19 protein-coding genes are annotated in these 17832 nt (G+C 73.8%); 9 read left to right on the top strand and 10 right to left on the bottom strand.

The annotated features are described in order from the left end of the window. Positions 1 to 68 precede the first annotated feature (68 nt). From AB0O40_RS16855 to AB0O40_RS16845, 3 genes are read right to left on the bottom strand one after another with little or no spacing between them, the layout of a single operon-like run. Entirely contained in the window at positions 69 to 1565 is a 1497-nt protein-coding gene (locus AB0O40_RS16855; protein ID WP_365041376.1) for an exopolysaccharide biosynthesis polyprenyl glycosylphosphotransferase, read from the bottom strand. Continuing rightward, positions 1562 to 2743, bottom strand: a complete 1182-nt coding sequence (locus AB0O40_RS16850) for a glycosyltransferase (RefSeq protein WP_365041373.1) — start codon at positions 2741 to 2743, stop codon at positions 1562 to 1564. Before AB0O40_RS16850 ends, AB0O40_RS16855 begins: the two co-directional genes overlap by 4 nt. A gap of 21 nt (positions 2744 to 2764) precedes the next feature. Continuing rightward, positions 2765 to 3967, bottom strand: a complete 1203-nt coding sequence (locus tag AB0O40_RS16845; RefSeq protein ID WP_365041370.1) for a DUF3344 domain-containing protein — start codon at positions 3965 to 3967, stop codon at positions 2765 to 2767. A 102-nt stretch (positions 3968 to 4069) separates the two neighbouring features. On the opposite strand from AB0O40_RS16845, the gene AB0O40_RS16840 reads away from it, so the two are divergent. From AB0O40_RS16840 to AB0O40_RS16820, 5 genes are all read left to right on the top strand, one after another. Then, positions 4070 to 4336, top strand: a complete 267-nt coding sequence (locus AB0O40_RS16840) for a chaplin (RefSeq protein ID WP_365041367.1) — start codon at positions 4070 to 4072, stop codon at positions 4334 to 4336. Between the two features lie 145 nt (positions 4337 to 4481). Next, entirely contained in the window at positions 4482 to 4892 is a 411-nt protein-coding gene (locus tag AB0O40_RS16835; RefSeq protein ID WP_365041364.1) for a rodlin, read from the top strand. Positions 4893 to 5183: 291 nt separating this feature from the next. After that, on the top strand, positions 5184 to 5417 hold the full coding sequence (locus AB0O40_RS16830) for a chaplin (protein WP_365041362.1): 234 nt from the start codon (positions 5184 to 5186) through the stop codon (positions 5415 to 5417). 127 nt (positions 5418 to 5544) lie between these two features. Continuing rightward, positions 5545 to 6882 (top strand): chaplin, encoded by a 1338-nt coding sequence (locus AB0O40_RS16825; protein WP_365041360.1) that lies wholly within the window; start codon positions 5545 to 5547, stop codon positions 6880 to 6882. 174 nt (positions 6883 to 7056) lie between these two features. Then, complete coding sequence (locus AB0O40_RS16820; protein ID WP_365041358.1) at positions 7057 to 7401, top strand: hypothetical protein; 345 nt, start codon at positions 7057 to 7059, stop codon at positions 7399 to 7401. A 205-nt stretch (positions 7402 to 7606) separates the two neighbouring features. On the opposite strand, the gene AB0O40_RS16815 is transcribed toward AB0O40_RS16820, so the two are convergent. Next, positions 7607 to 7846: a chaplin gene (locus AB0O40_RS16815; protein WP_365041355.1), complete on the bottom strand. Its 240-nt coding sequence runs from the start codon at positions 7844 to 7846 to the stop codon at positions 7607 to 7609. 146 nt (positions 7847 to 7992) lie between these two features. After that, positions 7993 to 8580 carry a hypothetical protein gene (locus AB0O40_RS16810; RefSeq protein WP_365041353.1) on the bottom strand — a complete coding sequence of 196 codons (588 nt, stop codon included), beginning with the start codon at positions 8578 to 8580 and terminating at the stop codon, positions 7993 to 7995. A gap of 180 nt (positions 8581 to 8760) precedes the next feature. Between AB0O40_RS16810 and AB0O40_RS16805 the strand changes: the two genes are divergently transcribed. After that, positions 8761 to 9171: a rodlin gene (locus AB0O40_RS16805; protein ID WP_365041350.1), complete on the top strand. Its 411-nt coding sequence runs from the start codon at positions 8761 to 8763 to the stop codon at positions 9169 to 9171. A 103-nt stretch (positions 9172 to 9274) separates the two neighbouring features. Here the strand turns inward: AB0O40_RS16805 and AB0O40_RS16800 are convergent, their stop codons facing one another. Then, positions 9275 to 9922 carry a vitamin K epoxide reductase family protein gene (locus tag AB0O40_RS16800; RefSeq protein ID WP_365041347.1) on the bottom strand — a complete coding sequence of 216 codons (648 nt, stop codon included), beginning with the start codon at positions 9920 to 9922 and terminating at the stop codon, positions 9275 to 9277. A gap of 87 nt (positions 9923 to 10009) precedes the next feature. On the opposite strand from AB0O40_RS16800, the gene AB0O40_RS16795 reads away from it, so the two are divergent. Next, on the top strand, positions 10010 to 11047 hold the full coding sequence (locus AB0O40_RS16795; RefSeq protein ID WP_365041345.1) for a P1 family peptidase: 1038 nt from the start codon (positions 10010 to 10012) through the stop codon (positions 11045 to 11047). 175 nt (positions 11048 to 11222) lie between these two features. Beyond that, on the top strand, positions 11223 to 12002 hold the full coding sequence (locus tag AB0O40_RS16790; RefSeq protein WP_365041342.1) for a DUF6227 family protein: 780 nt from the start codon (positions 11223 to 11225) through the stop codon (positions 12000 to 12002). Positions 12003 to 12012: 10 nt separating this feature from the next. On the opposite strand, the gene pfkB is transcribed toward AB0O40_RS16790, so the two are convergent. The 3 genes from pfkB to AB0O40_RS16775 all read right to left on the bottom strand — a co-directional run bounded on the left by pfkB (position 12013) and on the right by AB0O40_RS16775 (position 15399). Next, positions 12013 to 12954, bottom strand: a complete 942-nt coding sequence (pfkB, locus tag AB0O40_RS16785) for a 1-phosphofructokinase (RefSeq protein ID WP_365041338.1) — start codon at positions 12952 to 12954, stop codon at positions 12013 to 12015. Further along, a complete protein-coding gene (locus AB0O40_RS16780) occupies positions 12951 to 13712 on the bottom strand; it encodes a DeoR/GlpR family DNA-binding transcription regulator (protein WP_365041335.1) in 762 nt (253 codons plus the stop codon). Before AB0O40_RS16780 ends, pfkB begins: the two co-directional genes overlap by 4 nt. Before the next feature lie 181 nt (positions 13713 to 13893). Continuing rightward, on the bottom strand, positions 13894 to 15399 hold the full coding sequence (locus AB0O40_RS16775) for an MFS transporter (RefSeq protein WP_365041401.1): 1506 nt from the start codon (positions 15397 to 15399) through the stop codon (positions 13894 to 13896). 179 nt (positions 15400 to 15578) lie between these two features. Here AB0O40_RS16775 and AB0O40_RS16770 point away from each other — a divergent pair, with 179 nt between their 5' ends. Then, positions 15579 to 16553, top strand: coding sequence for a YafY family protein (locus tag AB0O40_RS16770; protein ID WP_365041333.1), 975 nt, complete (start codon positions 15579 to 15581; stop codon positions 16551 to 16553). A 27-nt stretch (positions 16554 to 16580) separates the two neighbouring features. Here the strand turns inward: AB0O40_RS16770 and AB0O40_RS16765 are convergent, their stop codons facing one another. Then, complete coding sequence (locus tag AB0O40_RS16765) at positions 16581 to 17561, bottom strand: sigma-70 family RNA polymerase sigma factor (RefSeq protein ID WP_365041330.1); 981 nt, start codon at positions 17559 to 17561, stop codon at positions 16581 to 16583. Positions 17562 to 17832 lie beyond the last annotated feature (271 nt).

Here is a 17832-nt window from a genome sequence, read left to right as displayed (position 1 = left end):
CACCGGCTCGGCGGGGTACCCGGCGGGGTACGGCGGGCGGGTCAGGGTCGGCGCGGCGCTGCTCATGGTCAGCTGCCCCCCAGGCGGAAGCGGAAGAAGGAGGCCGCGGTGCGGGCCAGGATCCACAGGTCCTGCCAGAGCGACCAGGTGTCGATGTAGTGGTTGTCGAAGCGGGCCCGGTCCTCGATGGAGGTGTCCCCGCGCAGGCCGTTGATCTGGGCCAGTCCGGTGATCCCCACCGGCATCCGGTGCCGGGCCTCGTAGCCCGGGTGCAGGCTGCTGAACTTGGCGACGAAGAAGGGGCGTTCGGGCCGCGGGCCGACCAGGCTCATGTCACCCCGGACCACGTTCCACAGCTGCGGCAGCTCGTCGAGGGAGGACTTGCGCAGCAGGCTGCCGACCCGGCTCATGCGGTGGTCGCCGGCGACGGTCCAGCGGGTGGCGGACTCGTGCTCGTCGGCCCGCAGGGTGCGGAACTTCAGCAGCGTGAAGGGGCGGCCGTAGAGGCCGACGCGCTCCTGCCGGAAGATCACCCCGGGGCCGTCGGAGAGCCGGACCGCCAGCGCGCACAGGCCCATCACGGGCGCGGCGACGACCAGGGCGAGGGCGGCCAGCGAGCCGTCCATCAGCCGCTTGACGGCCCGCTCGGCCGGCCGGGCCGGCCGCGGCAGCAGCGGCTGCACGGCGTGGCCCCACAGGTGGTCGAAGGGCTGGGCCAGCCGCATGCCGGTGACCTTGGCGGTGCCGGCCGGGTCGGCGAGCCAGAGCCGGCAGCCGTGGTCGTGGCAGAGCCGGACCAGTGCGGCGGTCCGCTCGTCGGCCTCCGGGGGCCGGGTGAGCACCGCGTGCCGGACGGAGTTCTGGATGACCGCGCGCCGCACGTCCTCGTGGGTGGTGAGCACCGGCAGCGGCAGCGCGGCGGCGCCGTCGGCGTCGAGCGCCGGGTCGGCCAGGCCCACCGGCCGCAGTCCGTACTCGCGCCGGGCGAGCAGGGCGTCGGCCACCTGCCGGGCCCCGGCGGCCGGGCCGACGACCAGCGCGGAGCCGGGGTTGCGGACCGCGGACCGGCGCCGCAGCAGGTTCACGCAGCCGCGCCCGGCGCAGGCCAGCACGGTCTGGAGGGCCACCGCCAGGGCCAGCGCGGCCCAGCCCAGCGCCCGGGCCGGGTCGAGGGCGGCGACCACGGCGGCCGCCGCGCACCAGAGCGCCGCCGACCGGCCCAGCAGCGTGGGGAGTTCGAGGAGCGCGGCGGGCGCCAGGCGGGGCCGGTAGAGACCCGCCTGGGCGTGCAGCGCGGCCAGCGCCACCGCGATCGGCCCGGCCGCCTCCCGCGGCCAGTCCAGCCCCGGCACGGCCGCGGTGGTGGCCAGCGCGGCCAGCGCGTCCACGGTCAGCAGCGGGAGCACCCCGGCGTGCCGGCGGGCCCGCTGCGGGCGGACCGCGGGGCGGGCCTGGTCGGCCCGGGGGCCGCGCGGCGGGTGGATCGAGGTCACCGAACGGCGGACGGCCGTGCCGCCGGTCCCGTTCCGGCCGGCCTGTGGCGCGTGTGCGCTGTCCATGGTCATCGGCTGTTGCGCTCCTGGTTCAAGGGCCGGGGCAGGCCCAGCAGTTCGTGGTACAGGCCGGTGACCGCGGCCGTGGTCCGGCGCACGTCGAACTCGGCACGGGCGTGCTCCTGGGCCTGGCGCCCCAGGGCGTCGAGCCGCTCCGGGCCGGACAGCAGCCGGCCGAGCGCCTTGGCCAGCGCCGTCGGGTCCTCCGGCGGTACGAGGCACAGGGGCGCCTGGCCGGGCGGCAGGCTCTCGCGCGCCCCGCTGACGTCGGACACCACGACCGGGCGGCCACAGGCCATGGCTTCGAGCGGAGCGAGCGCCATCCCTTCCCAGCGCGACGGCAGTACAACGAGATCGGCGGCCCGAAGCCACGGCCTGATGTCCGCGGCGGCTCCCGCGAAGAGCACGCCGGGCGGGGCCGCATGGCGCAGCCGGGGCCCGTCGGGGCCGTCGCCGACGAGCACCAGCCGGGCGGTGGGGGCGGTGGCGTTCACCTCCGGCCAGGCGCGCAGCAGCAGGTCCTGGCCCTTCTGCTGGCAGAGCCGGCCGACGCAGACCACGAGGGGGCCCTGGGGCGCGGAGGTGGAGAGCAGCGGCAGGCCGGCCCGGGCGACGGCCCGCTCGTCCCCGTCGCCGGGGCGGAAGTGGTCGAGGTCCACGCCGTTGCGGACCACCGCCCAGCGGCCGGCGATGCCGGCCGCCTCGCCCTCCCGGCGCTCGGCCTCGCTGACGCAGAGCACCCGGTCGGCCCAGCGGGCGCCCAGCCGCTCCCAGCGCAGGGCCAGGGCCGCGGTGGTGCCGCCGACGGCGTCGAAGGACCAGGCGTGCGGCTGGAAGACGGTGGGCGGGGTGCCCCGGGCGGCGATCCGCCCGGCCAGTCCGGCCTTGGCGCTGTGCGCGTGCAGCACGTCGGGGCGTACCCGGGACAGCAGCCGGGCGGCGGCAAGGGTCTCGGCGGCCAGGGTGGGGCCGGGGGCGCGGGTGGCGCGCCAGGTCAGGACCTCGGCGCCGGCCTCCCGGGCGGCGTCGGCGAGGACCCCGCCGGGCGGGCAGGCGACCAGGGCCCGCAGGCCCTCCCGGGTCTGGGCGCGGACCAGGTCGGTGACGACCCGGGCCACTCCGCCCTCCACGGGCTGGACGAGGTGGAGGACCGTCAGCCGGCGGCCGGCGGTCGGCGTGTCTGACTGCACGAGGCGCGATCTCCGTACGACTCAGCGGCGCGCGTCTGCCTGTACGAAGAGCACGCCGAGGAAATGACCCTGGTTTTCCGCCTCGAACCTGAATTTCAGGTTGTGGGCGCCGTCGGACAGTGCGGGACTCAGATCGAACACGTCCGCGTCATATCCGAGATTGTTCATGTGTTCGGGCTGTCGCCTGAAAGTAGTACGACCGAATTCTGTGATCGTAGAATTCATCACATCATTGAAAGGGTTTTCCGCATCACTCACGGACAACCGCCGACCACTGTCGGCCGTCACGGTGAGTGAGTCCCCGAGGACCCCCCGGTCCCCGTCGTAGCCGACCACCCCGACCCGGCCGGGCGCCCCCGGAGGGACGTTGAGCCCGGTCAGCTCGACCGTCCGGCCGCTGTCCGGACCGTCCTCCGGCTCCGGGCCGCCGGCCCCGCGCAGCGCGGTGAAGCCGTCCCAGAGCGACAGCCGGCGCAGCGGCTCGTCCGGCTTCTCGTACGCCGCCACCAGCGTCCAGCCGCCCCAGGCGCCCACGTCCGAGTGGCCCCGGGCGATGTTGACCTGGGCGACCGTCCACAGTCCGGCGCCGAACCGCCGTACCAGCGGGGTGACATCGGCCGAGGCCTGGTAGGCGTCGCTGCCGTCCGCGGTCCGGTGGCCGACCCTGGTGTCCGCCAGCACTTCCTTGTACGCGCCGCCCGGCTCGGCGATCAGCACCCGGCCGTTGTCCTCCGGCGGCTTCTGCTCGCCCACCCGCAGGTTGCCGCCCCAGTAGAGCCGGGCGTAGGTGATCCGGGCGCCGGCCGGCACCAGCAGCTCGGCGCGGGTGGAGTTGTAGGTGTTCGGGTCCCGGTCCAGGTCGCTGTAGAACATGTAGAACTCGGAGTTGACGCCCGCGGCCCCCTGCCGGACCGCCCCGCAGGGCTCGGCGTCCGGGTCCTCCCGGCGGTCGCAACTGATGCCGGAGTTGGACGCCCGTACGAAGCCGCCGTGCTGGACCGCCGCGTAACGCTGGGTGAAAGGGATCTCGGGCATTTCGGCCGGTGCGGAGACGGCGCCGGCCGCCGGAAGGGCCAGGGAAAAGCCCAGGCCGGCGACCAGTGCCAGGGTGCGGAAGGTCGTGCGCCCGGTCGACTTCGAAGCCTCCGACATGACCCGGTCTCCATTTTCGATCAAGGCGTCAAAACAGGAGTGCACTTTGTCAGAAATCAGGAGGGAAATCACGCCGGACTCGCTCGTACGGCCTTTTGGGCGATCGTGCGCAACCTCGGGACGGGGACGTCGTTATGCGGGTGCACCATTGTTCGAACCGAAAGGAAATCCGAGATGAAGAAGACGCTGATCCGCACCTCGACCCTCGCCGTCGCGGGCGCCGCGATCGTCATGGGCGGCGCGGGCCTGGCCGCCGCCCACGGCGGTGGCGCGGACGGCAACGGCGCCTTCGCGGCCGGCTACGCGGCGGAGTCCCCCGGCGTCCTCTCGGGCAACCTCGTCCAGGTCCCGGTCCACGTCCCGGTGAACGTCTGCGGCAACACCGTGAACGTCATCGCGCTGCTGAACCCGGCCTTCGGCAACACCTGCGTCAACAAGTAGCCGGCCGCCCTGGCCGCAGGCGCAGGCCAGGGCCTCGGGCTCCCTGCTCGTGCCGCCATTCGGGTGAAGGGTCGCAACCCAAACCCGGGCCGGGCAGTTGATCCGGTTGCTCCTGTACCGGGCAATCCTCAGAAAAGGGACGACAGTGATCAAGAAGATGATGGCCACGGCAGCGGTCGCGGCTTCGGTCGTGGGCGTCGGGGCGGCCATGGCCCCGCAGGCGATGGCGATCGGCAACGACGGTGGCGTCAACACCGTCAACGGCAACGGCGCCTCCCAGATCTACGGCAACCAGTCCACCTACGGGAACATGAGCCCGCAGATGGCGCTGATCCAGGGCTCGCTCAACAAGCCCTGTGTCGCCCTGCCGGTCAAGGGCAACGTGCAGTCCGTGCTGGCCCTGGTCAACGTCGGCGTCCAGGACATCCCGGTCCTGTCCGCCCCGCAGACCCAGCAGTGCACCGAGAACTCCACCCAGGCCAAGGGCGACGAGCCGCTCTCGCACATCCTGGACAACATCCCGGTCCTGTCGGGCAACGGCGCGGTCAAGAGCTAGTTCGGACCGCCCCGCGCCACGAGGCCGCCGCACCCTCCGGGGCGCGGCGGCCTCGTCGTCTTCCGGCGCAAAAACGCTTCTTGAATAGTCCGGACAAATGCCGGACTAATTGCCGCACACGGGCCTTGCGGGCATTGGAGTGAAATCCCCGGAGTCCGACCCGATAGCGCGGTTTCCTTTTCCGGAACCCCTCGTTAATCAACTCGCAGCGGTGTTGCACGGACAGGAAACTGGGGTGCGCAACGCGAGAGTCGTGTATGCGGCAAAACACCTCTGCGGGAAGGAATGAAAATGAAGTACACGAAGGCTCTCACCGTCGTCGCCGGTGCGCTGATGGTCGCCGGTGCCGCCGCCCCCGCCATGGCCGACTCCGCGGCCGAGGGCAAGGCCGTCGGCTCCCCCGGCGTCCTCTCGGGCAACCTCGTCCAGGTCCCGGTCCACGTCCCGGTCAACGTCTGCGGCAACACCGCGCAGCTGGTCGGCCTGCTGAACCCGTCCTTCGGCAACACCTGCGTCAACGACTGACGACGCTCCCGCGTCCTCGCCCGCTAGGGCAAACCTCCTCGGGGTGGCCTCGGAGTGCACGGCGGTGCACTCCGAGGCCACCTTGAATTACCGCACCGGCCGCAGCGCCGGAGACAGGGAAGGACCCATGCGACAGGTACTGAGCCGACAAGTACTGAGCAAGGGCGTGCTCACCGCGGCGGCGGCCTCCAGTCTGCTCTCCTTCGGCACCGGGGCCGCGTACGCCCACGGCGCCACCTCCGAGGTCTCGCACTCGCCGGGCGTGCTGTCCGGCAACAGCGTCTCGGTACCGGTCACGGTGTCCCCGAACGTGTGCGGCAACTCGGTCGACGCCGGCGCCGCGCTCAACCCCTCGATGGGCAACCACTGCGAGGCCGGCAGCACCCACGAGGTGCACCACCACTACTACCGCGACGGCGGCTACGGCGACGGGTACGACTACGAGCGCCACCTGGCGCCGGAGGCCCGCGACTACGAGCGCTACCTGCGCCCGCCCGGCGGGTACGAGGAGGACCGCGGCCGCGGCCGGCACCGGGGCCAGGAGGACCGGGGCTACGGTCAGCACCGCGACGAGGACGACCGCGGCTACGGCCGCCACCGGGCCGAGGACGACCGCGGGTACGGGCGCCAGGACGACGAGGACTGCGACGAGCAGGGTCCCCCGCCGCCCCGGCCGGCCCACCACGTGCCGCCGCAGCCCGCGCCGCACCCGAAGCCGCGTCCCCAGGCCCACCCGGCGCCGCACCACCCGGCCCCGCACCACCCGGCGGCCCACCAGCCGGCCCCGCACCACCCCGCGCCCCACCACCCGGCGGCGCACCCGCAGCCCCACCCGGCGCCGCAGCCGCACCACGAGACCAAGCCGGCGCCCCAGCCCCACCCGCACCCGGCGCCGCAGCCGCACCACGAGGCCAAGCCAGCGCCGCAGCCGCCGGTCCACCACGCGACCCCGCCGCCGGCGCCCGCGCCCGAGGTGAAGCCCGCGCCGGCGCCCGCGCCCGAGGCCCAGCCGCCGGTCGAGGAGGCCCACACCCTCCCGGCCCCGGCGCCCGCCCCCCACGAGGTCCCCGAGCCGCGACCGCGGCGCGGCCACGATGAGGACGCGGCCCCGGTCGTCCCGGCCCCGGCGCCCGCACCGGCCGTCCCCGCCGCACCGGCACCGGCTCCGGCCGCTCCGGTCGCCCCCGCGGTCGACCAGCCGCCGGTGAACCCGGCGGACGACCGCCCGGTGGACCTCACCCCGCCCGCGCCGGCACCGGTGAGCCCGCCGACGGCCGCCGCACCGGCTCCGCAGCCGGCCCCGGTACCGCACCACGAGGCACCCGCCCCGCTGCCGGCGCCCGCCCGGGCCATGCCGGTGCTGGCGGCCACCGGAGCGGGTCCCGGCATGCTGCCGGCCGCCGCGCTCAGCGCGGGCCTGCTGCTCGGCGGGGCGGTCCTGTACCGCCGGGGACGCACCGCCTGAGTCATCGGAAAGAGTGAAAAAATATCGGCCGGAAATCCCTCGGGATTCTCCGGCCGATCGCTTGTCCGAACGACCGCGCAAGAAAGCGGACGATGCGGAGTTTCCCTTGCCGAAAGGAATCGTTGTGCAGGGCGCGAGTGGCGCGACGGTCGCCGCTGGAGAAAGGGATCAGAAATGAAGCTCTCGAAGGTCGCCGCGGTCGTCGCCGGTTCCGTGGCCGCGCTCGGTGTGGCCTCCCCGGCCTTCGCCGGCGAGGCGCTGTCCCCCATGAGCCTGAACGGCGGCGCGATGGACGCGGTGGCCGCGACCGCGCCCCTGTCGGAGAACCTCCCGCTGCACCTCGAGAACGCCCTCGAGGAGCAGGGCTCCGCGGTGAACACCGTCGTGCAGGGCGCCGAGGGCGTCAACAGCCTCCGCAACAACGCCCCGGGCAAGGTCCTGGAGACCGTCACCGCCGCCGGCCACACCACCCCCCAGCTCGCCCCGATGCTCGGCGGCCTGAACGTCAACGCCCACTGAGGCGTCCGCCCGCACCGCCTCCACCGCCCGCCCCGCCGTCACCCCGGCGCGGCGGGCGGTGGTGCGTGCCCACCGGGGCACGCGTACGCCGGGGAACTCGTACGCCGCCGGGGAGTTCGTACGCCGGGCAGACGATCCGGGTCCGGACACGCCTGTGGCGCCCGGGCGGGGGCCCGGGCGCCACAGGAAGCCGCGACGACCTGGATCAGTCGTTGACGCAGGTGTTGCCGAAGGAGGGGTTCAGACCGGCGATCACGTTCACGGTGTTGCCGCAGACGTTGACCGGGACGTGGACCGGGACCTGGACCAGGTTGCCCGACAGGACGCCGGGGGAACCGACGGCAGCACCCTCGGCCGCGGAGTCGGCGACGGCAGCACCAGCGGCAGCACCAGCGGCGAGACCGGCGGTGGCCAGGACCAGGGCGGCCTTCTTGGCAGAGTTCATGGGAAGTGCACCTTCTGTTCGATGATCTGCCCCGATCCGGGGCTCACACCGAGCGAAACGGCTCACCTGCCCTGACGACACGGCCCGTACTCAAACAGGCCCTGTTCAGCCCAATAGTCGTAACCACCCGGCCTGCCGGTCGGGGGCTAGGGCAGGTCGGGGACGTCCGGGGTGTCCGCCGGGGCGGCCGGCACCTGGGGGACGTCGACGGGGAGTTCGGGCGCCTTGGGCACCTCGACCGGGAGCGGCGGGATCTCCGGCAGCTTGGGGAGCTCCGGCAGCTTGGGCGGCTCGATCGGCAGCTGCGGCAGTTCGATGGGCAGCTTGGGGAGTTCGATCGGCGGGATCTTGATGCCGCCCAACGCGCCGCTGAGCTGGGCCAGCAGGTCGTTGATGGTCTTCTGGAGGGTGGCGAGCAGGTCGTCGACCGGACCGGCCTGGACGGCCGCGGCGGGGGCCCGGCCGGGAGCGGTGGCCGAGGTGCCGGGCGCCTTCGCGGCGGAGCCGGTACGGCCGGCCGCCGCGGCCCGGGCCCGGGCCGCGGCCACCCGCTCACGGGCGTCGGCGACCCGCTCGCGGGCGGTCTCCTGGGCGGTGCGGGCGGCGCTGATGCGGGCGCCGAGGCCGTCGGTGTCGTCGCCCGCGGCGGCGGCCGCGGGACCGGCCGCTCCGAACAGGAGGGCGGCGCACAGCGCGGACGGGACGAGGACGCGGGGCGCCTTCTTGCGATGCATGGGTGTTCCTTCGGTGGGCTGCGGGACCGGGACAATCCCCCTTACTCACCGTGGGATCCGCGTCTACGGACCGCAATGCGCGCGGGCCGTTTGAGTGAAGCAGCAGAACCAACCCCGGAGCCGGGCAGTTGATCAGGGCGCTCCATTAGCGGGCACTCGTGCGACAAAAGGACCAATCCCATGCTCAAGAAGATTATGGCCACTGCCGCCGCCACCGCGGCCGTCGTCGGAGCGGGCGCCGCCATGGCCGCCCCGGCCCTTGCCATCGGCAACGACAACGGCATCAACACCGTGAACGGCAACGGCGCCCAGCAGGTCTACGGCAACCAGAAGACGATGGGCGACATGAGCCCGCAGCTCGGCCTCGTCCAGGGCACCCTGAACAAGCCCTGCATCGGCATCCCGGCCAAGGTCAACGCCCAGTCGCTGGTCGCGCTGGTCAACGTCGGCGTCCAGGACATCCCGATCCTGTCCGCGCCCCAGACCCAGCAGTGCACCGAGAACTCCACCCAGGCCAAGGGCGACGAGCCGCTCTCGCACATCCTGGACAACATCCCGGTCCTGTCGGGCAACGGCGCGGTGGGCAGCTGATCTCCGCTCGCCCTCCCCGTCCGGGCGCCTGACGCCCGTGGAGCGATGTGACGGAACCCCCGGCGGCCGCCAGCCGCCGGGGGTTCCGGCGTTCACCGCCCGGTCAGCTCGTCCAGAAGTCCCACCAGCGGGTGAGGACCAGCATCCCGATGGTGCCCAGGTGCAGGACCGGCAGCACCCACGGGAACTCCCCGAGGAAGCCGCGCAGCCAGGCCGGGGCGGGCAGCAGCCCGGTGCGGACGTTGCGCGCGAGGGTGAACCAGAACATCAGGACGGTGGCCGTCCAGGCCAGGCAGCACCACAGGCACAGGGCGTTGATGCGGTACAGCGACTGGGCCATCAGCCAGGCGCAGAAGGACACCCCGAAGAGCTGGCCGGCGCTCAGGCCGAGCCAGAACCAGCCGCGGTACCGGGCGCCGGCGAGCAGGCCGACGCCGACGCAGACGACGACCGCGTAGGCGGCCAGCCCCAGCATCGGGTTGGGGAAGCCGAAGACGGCGGCCTGGTCGCTCTGCATGACGCTGCCGCAGGAGACCACGGGGTTGAGACTGCAGGCCGGCTTGAAGCCGGGGTCCTCCAACAGGAGGAACTTGTCGAGGGTGATCACCCAGGAGGCCAGCAGGCCGGCCGCGCCGGTGACCACCAGGAGCCAGGCCAACCCCCGCTCGGTGGCGGGCCGTTCGGCGTCCCGCGGGCCGCGGGAGGGCCCCTGCTGGCGGGGGATCGCCTCGCCCGTTACGTTCGTTGACATGTGCCCCATAGTCCAGCATTGCGGTACAGAACTGAGCGAATCAGGCCTGTCGGTACGGAAGTTGACGAGAACTGGTACGGATGACGCATGGACCGCGTAGACGCACTGACGGATGTGGCCGGGCTGCGGGTCGGCCATGCGGAGCTGGCCGGGGACGGGGCGCTGACGGGCACGACGGTGGTGCTGGCGGCCGAGGGCGGCGCGGTGGCCGCGGTGGACGTGCGCGGCGGCGGGCCGGGCACCCGGGAGACGGACGCCCTGGACCCGCTGAACCTGGTCCAGCGGATCGACGCGGTGGTGCTGACCGGTGGCAGCGCCTTCGGGCTGGACGCGGCCTCCGGGGTGGTCGGCTGGCTGGAGGAGCGGGGCCGGGGCGTGCCGGTGGGCCGGGAGCCGGGCCAGGTGGTGCCGGTGGTGCCGGCCGCGGCCCTCTTCGACCTCGGGCGCGGCGGCGACTGGCGGGCCCGGCCGGACGCGGCGCTGGGGCGGGCCGCGGTGGTCGCGGCGGCGGCCTCGGAGCCGGGCGGGCCGGTGGTGCAGGGCTCGGTGGGCGCGGGTACCGGCGCGGTGTGCGGGGGGCTGCGCGGCGGGGTGGGGTCGGCCAGCGTCCGGCTGCCGTCCGGGGTGACCGTGGGGGCGCTGACGGTGGTCAACGCGGTGGGTTCGGCGGTGGATCCGCTGACCGGGGTGCTGTACGGGCGGATGTACGCGGGCCGGGTCGCCTACCCGGCGGCCGAGGTGCACGAGGCGGCCCGGGAGCGGCTGGCCCGGGCCGCGCGGCAGACCCGGGAGCGGACGGCCGGGTCCGTCCGGCCGCCGCTGAACACCACGCTGGCGGTGGTGGCCACGGACGCCCGGCTGACGAAGGCGCAGGCGCGCAAGCTGGCGGGGACGGCGCACGACGGGCTGGCGCGCGCCGTGCGTCCGGTGCACCTGATGAACGACGGGGACACCGTCTTCGCGCTGTCGGCGGGCGACCGGGACCCGGGCGACCTGGAGGGGTTCAACGCGCTGCTGGCGGCCGGCGCGGACGCGGTGACCGCGGCCGTGGTCCGGGCGATGCTGAAGGCCACCGGCACGGACGGGCCCGGCGGGGCGTTCCCCGCGTACCGGGACCTGTACTGAGCTGCCGCGGAGCCGGGTCGAGGGCCCGGTCCGGGTGGTACGGCGTCCCCCGGCCGACCTCAGGGAACCCCGGCCGGTCGCCGTACGTCTTTCCATAACCCGGGCGCGTTGTCGGACCCAGGGGCTACGTTGTGCTTCCGCCACGTGACAAGCTGCGACGGCCTGGAGACCCACCTTGAGCGATCCGTACGAGACAACCGAGGCGCACCTCGAGCGACTCCTCGGCCGCGCCCTCAACTCCTACGACCTGCCCGACCGGCTGGTCGAGCGCCTGGCCACGGCGCTCGCCCACAGCTCCGCGCTGTACGCCTCGCACCACAGCTCGGTCTCCGGGCTGCACCGCGAGACGTACCGGCACACCTACCTGCTGGCCGACGGGGACGCGGTCTCCCTGTGGGAGCTGGCCCACCGCGCGCCGGGCGAGAGCGTCCTGCGCCATGAGCTCTTCGCCACCAAGGAGGAGATCCGGCTGGCCCTGGACCGGCTGTCGGGCGGGGGGCCGGCCGACCCGGTCGGCGAACTCGCCGCGTACGGCGCCCTGTCGGACGAGGACGGTCCGGAGCAGGACCTGGCGGTGCTGGGGATGCTGCTGGGCCGCCCCGGGCTGCCGCGGCAGCGGCGCACCTACGCGGTGGACGACTCGGCCGACCACGCCCGCCGGGTGCTGCGGCGCGCGGAGAACGCCGACCGGCCGGGGGCGGCGGTGGCGCGGCTGCTGACCTCCGCGTACGCCCACCAGATCACCCAGGCGTTCGGGACCCGGCAGTGCCTGTCGGACGGCCGGGACGCCGGTTTCACGCTCTACGAGCACGCCTTCGTGCTGCTGGACGGTACGGAGTTCAGCCTGTGGGAGGTGGAGCACACGGCCACCCCCGACGGCCGGCACATGTGCGAGGTGTACACGACCGAGGCGGCGGCCCGGGGGGCGATGCAGCTGCGCGCGCGGGTGCGGTAGCCGGGCCGGCTCAGCCCTCGGAGAGCGGCAGGTCCAGGGGGAGTTCGCGGGTGACGGTGACCGCCGCCGGGTCCAGGTCGGCCGGGGTGGGCATGACGCTGCCCGGCAGTTGGACGGCGGCGGCGCCGTGCGCCAGGGCCGAGGCCAGGGCGGCCGGTCCGGTGCCGCCGGCCAGCAGGAAGCCGGCCAGGGAGGCGTCGCCGGCTCCGACGTTGCTGCGGACCGCCGGGACCTCGGCGCGGCCGTAGTGGGTGCCGGTGGCGTCCAGCAGCAGCTGGCCGTCGGCGCCGAGGCTGGCGAGCACCGCCCCGGCGCCCCGGTCGCGCAGTTCCTCGGCGGCCTTGACGGCGTCCCCGAGGGTGGCCAGCGGGCGGCCGACGGCCTCGGCGAGTTCCGCCGCGTTGGGCTTGACCAGGTCCGGTCCGGCGGAGAGGGCGTCGAGCAGTGCCGGGCCCGAGGTGTCCAGGGCGGCCCGGGCCCCCACCGCGTGGGCGGCCGCGACCAGTTCGGCGTACCAGGTGCCGGCCGGGCCGGGCGGCAGGCTGCCGCACCCGGCGACCCAGCCGGCCGCGGATGCGTGGCCGCGGACGGTGGCCAGCAGGAGCGCGGCCTCCTCGGGGGTGAGGGCCGGACCGGCCGCGTTGATCTTGGTGAGGGTGCCGTCGGGCTCGGCCAGGGAGATGTTGGAGCGGGTCTGGCCGGCGATGCTGACGACCGTGACGTCCACGCCCCGGTCGGCGAGGAGGGCGGCGAGGAGGGTGCCGGGCGGGCCGCCGAGCGGGAGCACGGCGGTGGTCCGGCCGCCCGCGGCGGCGATCGCCCGGGAGACGTTGACGCCCTTGCCCCCGGGGTCGACCCGGTCGGCCGTGGCGCGCAGGACGGCACCGCGGTCCAGTGTTCGCACCTCGTAGGTGCGGTCCAGGGAGGGGTTGGGCGTGACGGTGAGGATCATGCGAGTGCGACTTCCGTACCGGCGGCGCGGACGGCCGCCTGCTGGGCGGGGTCCAGGCCCGCGTCGGTGATGAGCAGGTCGACCTCGGAGAGCTCGCCGAAGCGGGCGAACTGCTCCTGCCCGGCCTTCGCCGAGTCGGCGAGCAGGACGACGCGGCGGGCGGCGGCGACGGCGGCGCGCTTGACAGCGGCCTCGGCGGGGTCGGGGGTGGTCAGGCCGGTGCCGGGGGCGAAGCCGTTGGCCGCGAGGAAGAGCACGTCGGCGCGGATCTCGGCGTAGGCGCGCAGCGCCCAGGCGTCGACGGCGGCCCGGGTGCGGTGCCGGACCCGGCCGCCGACCAGGTGCAGCTCGATCCCGGGGTGCCCGGCCAGCCGGGCGGCGACCGGGAGGGCGTGGGTCACGACGGTGAGGGTGAGGTCGAGGGGGATCAGCGCGGCGAGGCGGCCGACGGTGCTGCCGGCGTCCAGGATCACGCTGCCGCCGTCGGGGAGTTCGGCGAGCGCGGCGCGGGCGATCCGGTCCTTCTGGTCGGCGGCGGTGCCCTCGCGCTCGGCGAGGTCGGGCTCGAAGTCGAGGCGGCCGGCCGGGAGGGCGCCGCCGTGCACCCGGCGGACCAGTCCGGCCCGGTCCAGGGCCTTGAGGTCCCGGCGCACGGTTTCGGCGGTGACCTGGAACTCCTCGGCCAGCGCCAGGACGTCCACCCGGCCGGCGGCACGGGCCAGCCGCAGGATCTCCTGCCGGCGCTCGGGAGCGTACATGTGGTTCCAGGTCCGTTCGATGCCCGAATGTGTGGATTCGCCCCCAGGATACGCGGAAAAACACCCTGGAACAACCAAAACGGACATGCTCCCCGGGTCGGGGGAGCATGTCCGTCGGGCTCGGTCGGTGCCGGGCCGGAGCACCGGGGCGGTCGGACGGGACCGGTCGGTCGCCCCGGGGTCAGCCGGCCGGGACCTTCAGCGGCTCGGTCTCGCCGGCGCCGCTGCCGTCCTGCTCGGCGGCACCGTCCTGCTCGGTGACCGCGTCGGCCGGTCCGTCCACGGCGCCGGCCTCGGCCTCGTGGCCGATGCCCTGCTTCTGCCGGGCCGGCAGCAGGAACATCACCGCGAAGATCACGGCCAGCACGGCCAGGACGTACCAGAGGGCGGTCTGGTAGCCCTCGACGAAGGCCGGGCCCGGGCCCTTCTTGGGCAGCTTGTCGTCGATGACGGTGAAGAAGACCACCGAGACCAGGGCCAGGCCGAGGGCGTTGCCCACCTGACCCATGGTGTTGATCAGGCCCGAGGCGGAGCCGGCGTGCTCGCGCGGCACGTCGGCGAGGACCGCGTCGGTCAGCGGAGCCACGATCAGGCCCATGCCCAGGCCCATCACGACCAGCGGGAGGGCCATCTGCCAGGAGTGGATGGCCAGGCCGTAGCGGTTGGCCTCCCAGATGTAGAGGAGGATGCCCAGGCCCATGATCAGCGCGCCGGCCTGGAGGACCTTGCGGCCGAACTTCGGGACCAGCTTCTGCACCGAGATGCCGGCGGCCGTGGAGACGGCCAGCGAGAAGGGGATGCCGGTGGTGCCGGCGTGCAGCGGGGTCCAGCCGAGGCCCAGCTGCATGTAGAGGGTCCAGCAGAGGAAGAAGATGCCGAGCGCGATGCCGAAGGTCAGCTGGACCGCGATGCCGCCCGCGAAGCTCTTGATCCTGAAGAGCGAGAGCTCGACCAGCGGCGAGCCGTCCTTGCGCGTCTTGTACTTCTCGTAGGCGATGAAGGCCGCGAACAGCAGGGGCGTGGCGCCCATGGAGACGAAGCCCCAGACCGGCCAGCCGGCCTCGCGGCCGTGGGTCAGCGGGTAGATCAGCATGACCAGGCCGAGGGTGACCATCAGGACGCCGACCAGGTCGAGGCGGAGCGCCTTGGGGGCCTTGGACTCGGTGATGAAGCGCAGGCCGAGCACCAGGCCGGCGATGCCGACCGGCAGGTTGATCAGGAAGATCGGGCGCCATTCGAGGCCGAAGAGGTTCCACTCGGTGAGCACCGCGCCGAGCATCGGGCCGGAGACGGCGCCGAGGCCGACCACCGCGCCGAACATGCCGAAGACCTTGCCGCGCTCGTGCGGCGGGAAGGTGACGTGGATGATCGCCAGGACCTGCGGGACCATCAGCGCGGCCATGCCGCCCTGGAGGAAGCGGGAGGCGACCAGCATCTCCGTGTTGGCGGCGAAGCCGCACAGCGCGGAGGCGGCGGTGAAGCCGGTGATGCCGATCAGGAAGAGCCGCTTGCGGCCGTAGATGTCACCGAGGCGGCCGCCGGTGATCAGACCGGCCGCGAAGGCGAGGGCGTACCCCGCGGTGATCCATTGCAGCGCGGTGTCGGACGCCCCCATGTCCGCGCGCATGCTGGGGAGTGCGATGTTGACGATGGTGACGTCGACCAGGTCCATGAAGGCCGCGGTCATCACGATCGCCAGGGCGAACCAGCGCCGCCGGTCCCCGGCTATGTCGTCGTTCGGCGCCGTCTGCGCCGACGGCTCGGGCGTCCCGCCCGCCGTCTTCTTTCCCGTCTCGGTGCTCATGGGAGAAACGTAGACTGCGTCTAGGACAGATCGTGTCCTATTTCAGGGGGAACCTGGATTCCATGACCGATACACCGGCACGCCTCCTCACGTTGCTGTCCCTGTTGCAGACCCCCCGCGAGTGGCCCGGCCGGGAGCTGGCCGAACGCCTCGGGGTGACCGCCCGGACCATCCGCCGCGACATCGACCGGCTGCGCGAGCTGGGGTACCCGGTGGAGGCCTCGAAGGGCTCGGAGGGCGGCTACCGGCTGGTGGCCGGGGCGGCCATGCCGCCGCTGGTGCTGGACGACGAGGAGGCAGTGGCCATCGCGGTGGGCCTGCGGGCCGGCGCCGGGCACGCCATCGAGGGGATCGAGGAGGCGTCGGTACGCGCCCTCGCCAAGCTCGAGCAGGTGCTGCCGGCCCGGCTGCGGCACCGGGTGAGCACCCTCCAGTCCGCCACCACGGCGCTGAGCCGCGGGGACGGCGCCAGCATCGACCCGCGCACGCTCACGGTGATCGCGGCCGCGGCCGCCGGCCAGGAGCGGCTGCGCTTCGCGTACCGGGCGGGCGACGGGACCCTGTCCCGTCGGGTGGCGGAGCCGTACCGGCTGGTCTCCACCGGCCGCCGGTGGTACCTGGTCGCCTTCGACCTGGACCGGGGCGACTGGCGGACCTTCCGGGTGGACCGGGTGAGCGAGCCCTTCGCGACCGGGGCCCGCTTCACCGGGCGGGAGCTGCCGATGGGGGACGTGCTGGCCTTTGTCTCCCGGGCGATCCGGGGCGGCGCGGCGGCCCGCGCCTACGAGGTGGAGGTGGCCTTCGGCGCGACCGTGGAGCAGGTGGCGGCGGCGGTGCCGCACTGGCTGGGCACCCCGGAGCCGGAGCCGGGCGGCGGCTGCCGGCTGCGGTACTCCTCCACCGACCAGTTGGAGTGGGTGGCGATGCGACTGGCCCTGACGGGGCTGCCGTTCACCGTGCGGGCCCCGGCCGCGCTGGCGGAGACCGCACGGGCCCTGGGGGCGCGCCTGTCGGCGGCGGGCGGGCCCCCTTCGTGAGCCTTCCTGGGCCCTTCGCGCCAGGGCTCAGGCCGCGGCGTCGAAGCCGGTGTCCGCGGCCATCTTCTTGAGCTCGAGCAGGGCGTGCTTCTCGATCTGGCGGATCCGCTCGCGGGTCAGGCCGTGCTGCTTGCCGACCTCGGTGAGGGTGCGCTCGCGGCCGTCGTCGATGCCGTACCGCATCTTGATGATCGAGGCGGTGCGCTGGTCGAGCTTGCCGATCAGGTCCTCCAGCTCCTCGCTGCGCAGCAGTGAGAGCACGGACTGCTCGGGGGAGATCGCGGAGGTGTCCTCGAGGAGGTCGCCGAACTGCGTCTCGCCCTCGTCGTCGATCGACATGTTGAGGCTGACCGGGTCGCGGGCCCAGTCCAGGACGTCGCCGACGCGCTTCTCGGTGGCGTCCAACTCGGCGGCGATCTCGGCGTGTTCCGGGTCGCGGCCGTGCTCGCGGTTGAACTCCCGCTGGACGCGCCGGATCCGGCCCAGCTCCTCGACGAGGTGGACGGGGAGCCGGATGGTGCGGGACTGGTCGGCGATGGAGCGGGTGATGGCCTGCCGGATCCACCAGGTGGCGTACGTCGAGAACTTGAAGCCCTTGGCGTAGTCGAACTTCTCGACCGCGCGGACCAGTCCGGCGTTGCCCTCCTGGATGAGGTCCAGCAGCGGCAGGCCGCTGCGCGGGTAGCGGCGGGCGACGGCGACGACCAGGCGGAGGTTGGAGCGGATGAAGACTTCCTTGGCCCGCTCGCCGGCTTCGGCGAGCTCGGTCAGCTCTTCCTTCGACGCCCCGGCGGCCTTGCCGTCGGCCTCCCCCTCGAGGATTTCGCGGGCGTACACGCCGGCCTCGATGATCTGGGACAGCTCGACTTCCTTGGCGGCGTCGAGCAGCGGGGTGCGCGCGATCTCGTCCAGGTACATGCCGACCAGGTCGCGGTCGGCGATCTCCCCGCCGACGGCGCGGGCGGAGCCGGCCGAGGACTGACGACGGGCGACGGCGCGGGTTGCCATGCGTGCTCCCTTGCGATGAGTTCGGTCGCGGTGCGGCTGGTGGCTGTCCGCCACTCTCCCGAGTGGGCGGCATCCGAAGGAAACAACGACCGGAATCGGGACAGAATTCCCACACCTCGGCTCCGTTTCCGAGATCTTGCAGTATCCTGCCCCGCCACATCCCGGCGCGGGACCTCGGCCACCAGCAGACCCGCAGGTCAGGACGCCTGCCCGGGACCTAGGTCCCGAACCCTGCGCCCCGGCCGGAGGAGACGCGGATCACACCGCCCCG

The organism is Streptomyces sp. NPDC089919, from assembly GCF_040684615.1.
GTDB lineage: Bacteria > Actinomycetota > Actinomycetes > Streptomycetales > Streptomycetaceae > Streptomyces.
The sequence above is the reverse complement of the archived record's forward strand: the minus strand, read 5'-3'. Positions and strand labels throughout refer to the sequence as shown.

Bases quoted from the DNA above. Each gene is read 5' to 3' on its own strand.
- AB0O40_RS16855 (WP_365041376.1), bottom strand. From the start codon at position 1,565: ATGACCATGGACAGCGCACACGCGCCACAGGCCGGCCGGAACGGGACC.
- AB0O40_RS16840 (WP_365041367.1), top strand. From the start codon at position 4,070: ATGAAGAAGACGCTGATCCGCACCTCGACCCTCGCCGTCGCGGGCGCC.
- AB0O40_RS16830 (WP_365041362.1), top strand. From the start codon at position 5,184: ATGAAGTACACGAAGGCTCTCACCGTCGTCGCCGGTGCGCTGATGGTC.
- AB0O40_RS16825 (WP_365041360.1), top strand. From the start codon at position 5,545: ATGCGACAGGTACTGAGCCGACAAGTACTGAGCAAGGGCGTGCTCACC.
- AB0O40_RS16820 (WP_365041358.1), top strand. From the start codon at position 7,057: ATGAAGCTCTCGAAGGTCGCCGCGGTCGTCGCCGGTTCCGTGGCCGCG.
- AB0O40_RS16815 (WP_365041355.1), bottom strand. From the start codon at position 7,846: ATGAACTCTGCCAAGAAGGCCGCCCTGGTCCTGGCCACCGCCGGTCTC.
- AB0O40_RS16810 (WP_365041353.1), bottom strand. From the start codon at position 8,580: ATGCATCGCAAGAAGGCGCCCCGCGTCCTCGTCCCGTCCGCGCTGTGC.
- AB0O40_RS16805 (WP_365041350.1), top strand. From the start codon at position 8,761: ATGCTCAAGAAGATTATGGCCACTGCCGCCGCCACCGCGGCCGTCGTC.
- AB0O40_RS16800 (WP_365041347.1), bottom strand. From the start codon at position 9,922: ATGTCAACGAACGTAACGGGCGAGGCGATCCCCCGCCAGCAGGGGCCC.
- AB0O40_RS16795 (WP_365041345.1), top strand. From the start codon at position 10,010: ATGGACCGCGTAGACGCACTGACGGATGTGGCCGGGCTGCGGGTCGGC.
- pfkB (WP_365041338.1), bottom strand. From the start codon at position 12,954: ATGATCCTCACCGTCACGCCCAACCCCTCCCTGGACCGCACCTACGAG.
- AB0O40_RS16780 (WP_365041335.1), bottom strand. From the start codon at position 13,712: ATGTACGCTCCCGAGCGCCGGCAGGAGATCCTGCGGCTGGCCCGTGCC.
- AB0O40_RS16775 (WP_365041401.1), bottom strand. From the start codon at position 15,399: ATGACCGCGGCCTTCATGGACCTGGTCGACGTCACCATCGTCAACATC.
- AB0O40_RS16770 (WP_365041333.1), top strand. From the start codon at position 15,579: ATGACCGATACACCGGCACGCCTCCTCACGTTGCTGTCCCTGTTGCAG.
- AB0O40_RS16765 (WP_365041330.1), bottom strand. From the start codon at position 17,561: ATGGCAACCCGCGCCGTCGCCCGTCGTCAGTCCTCGGCCGGCTCCGCC.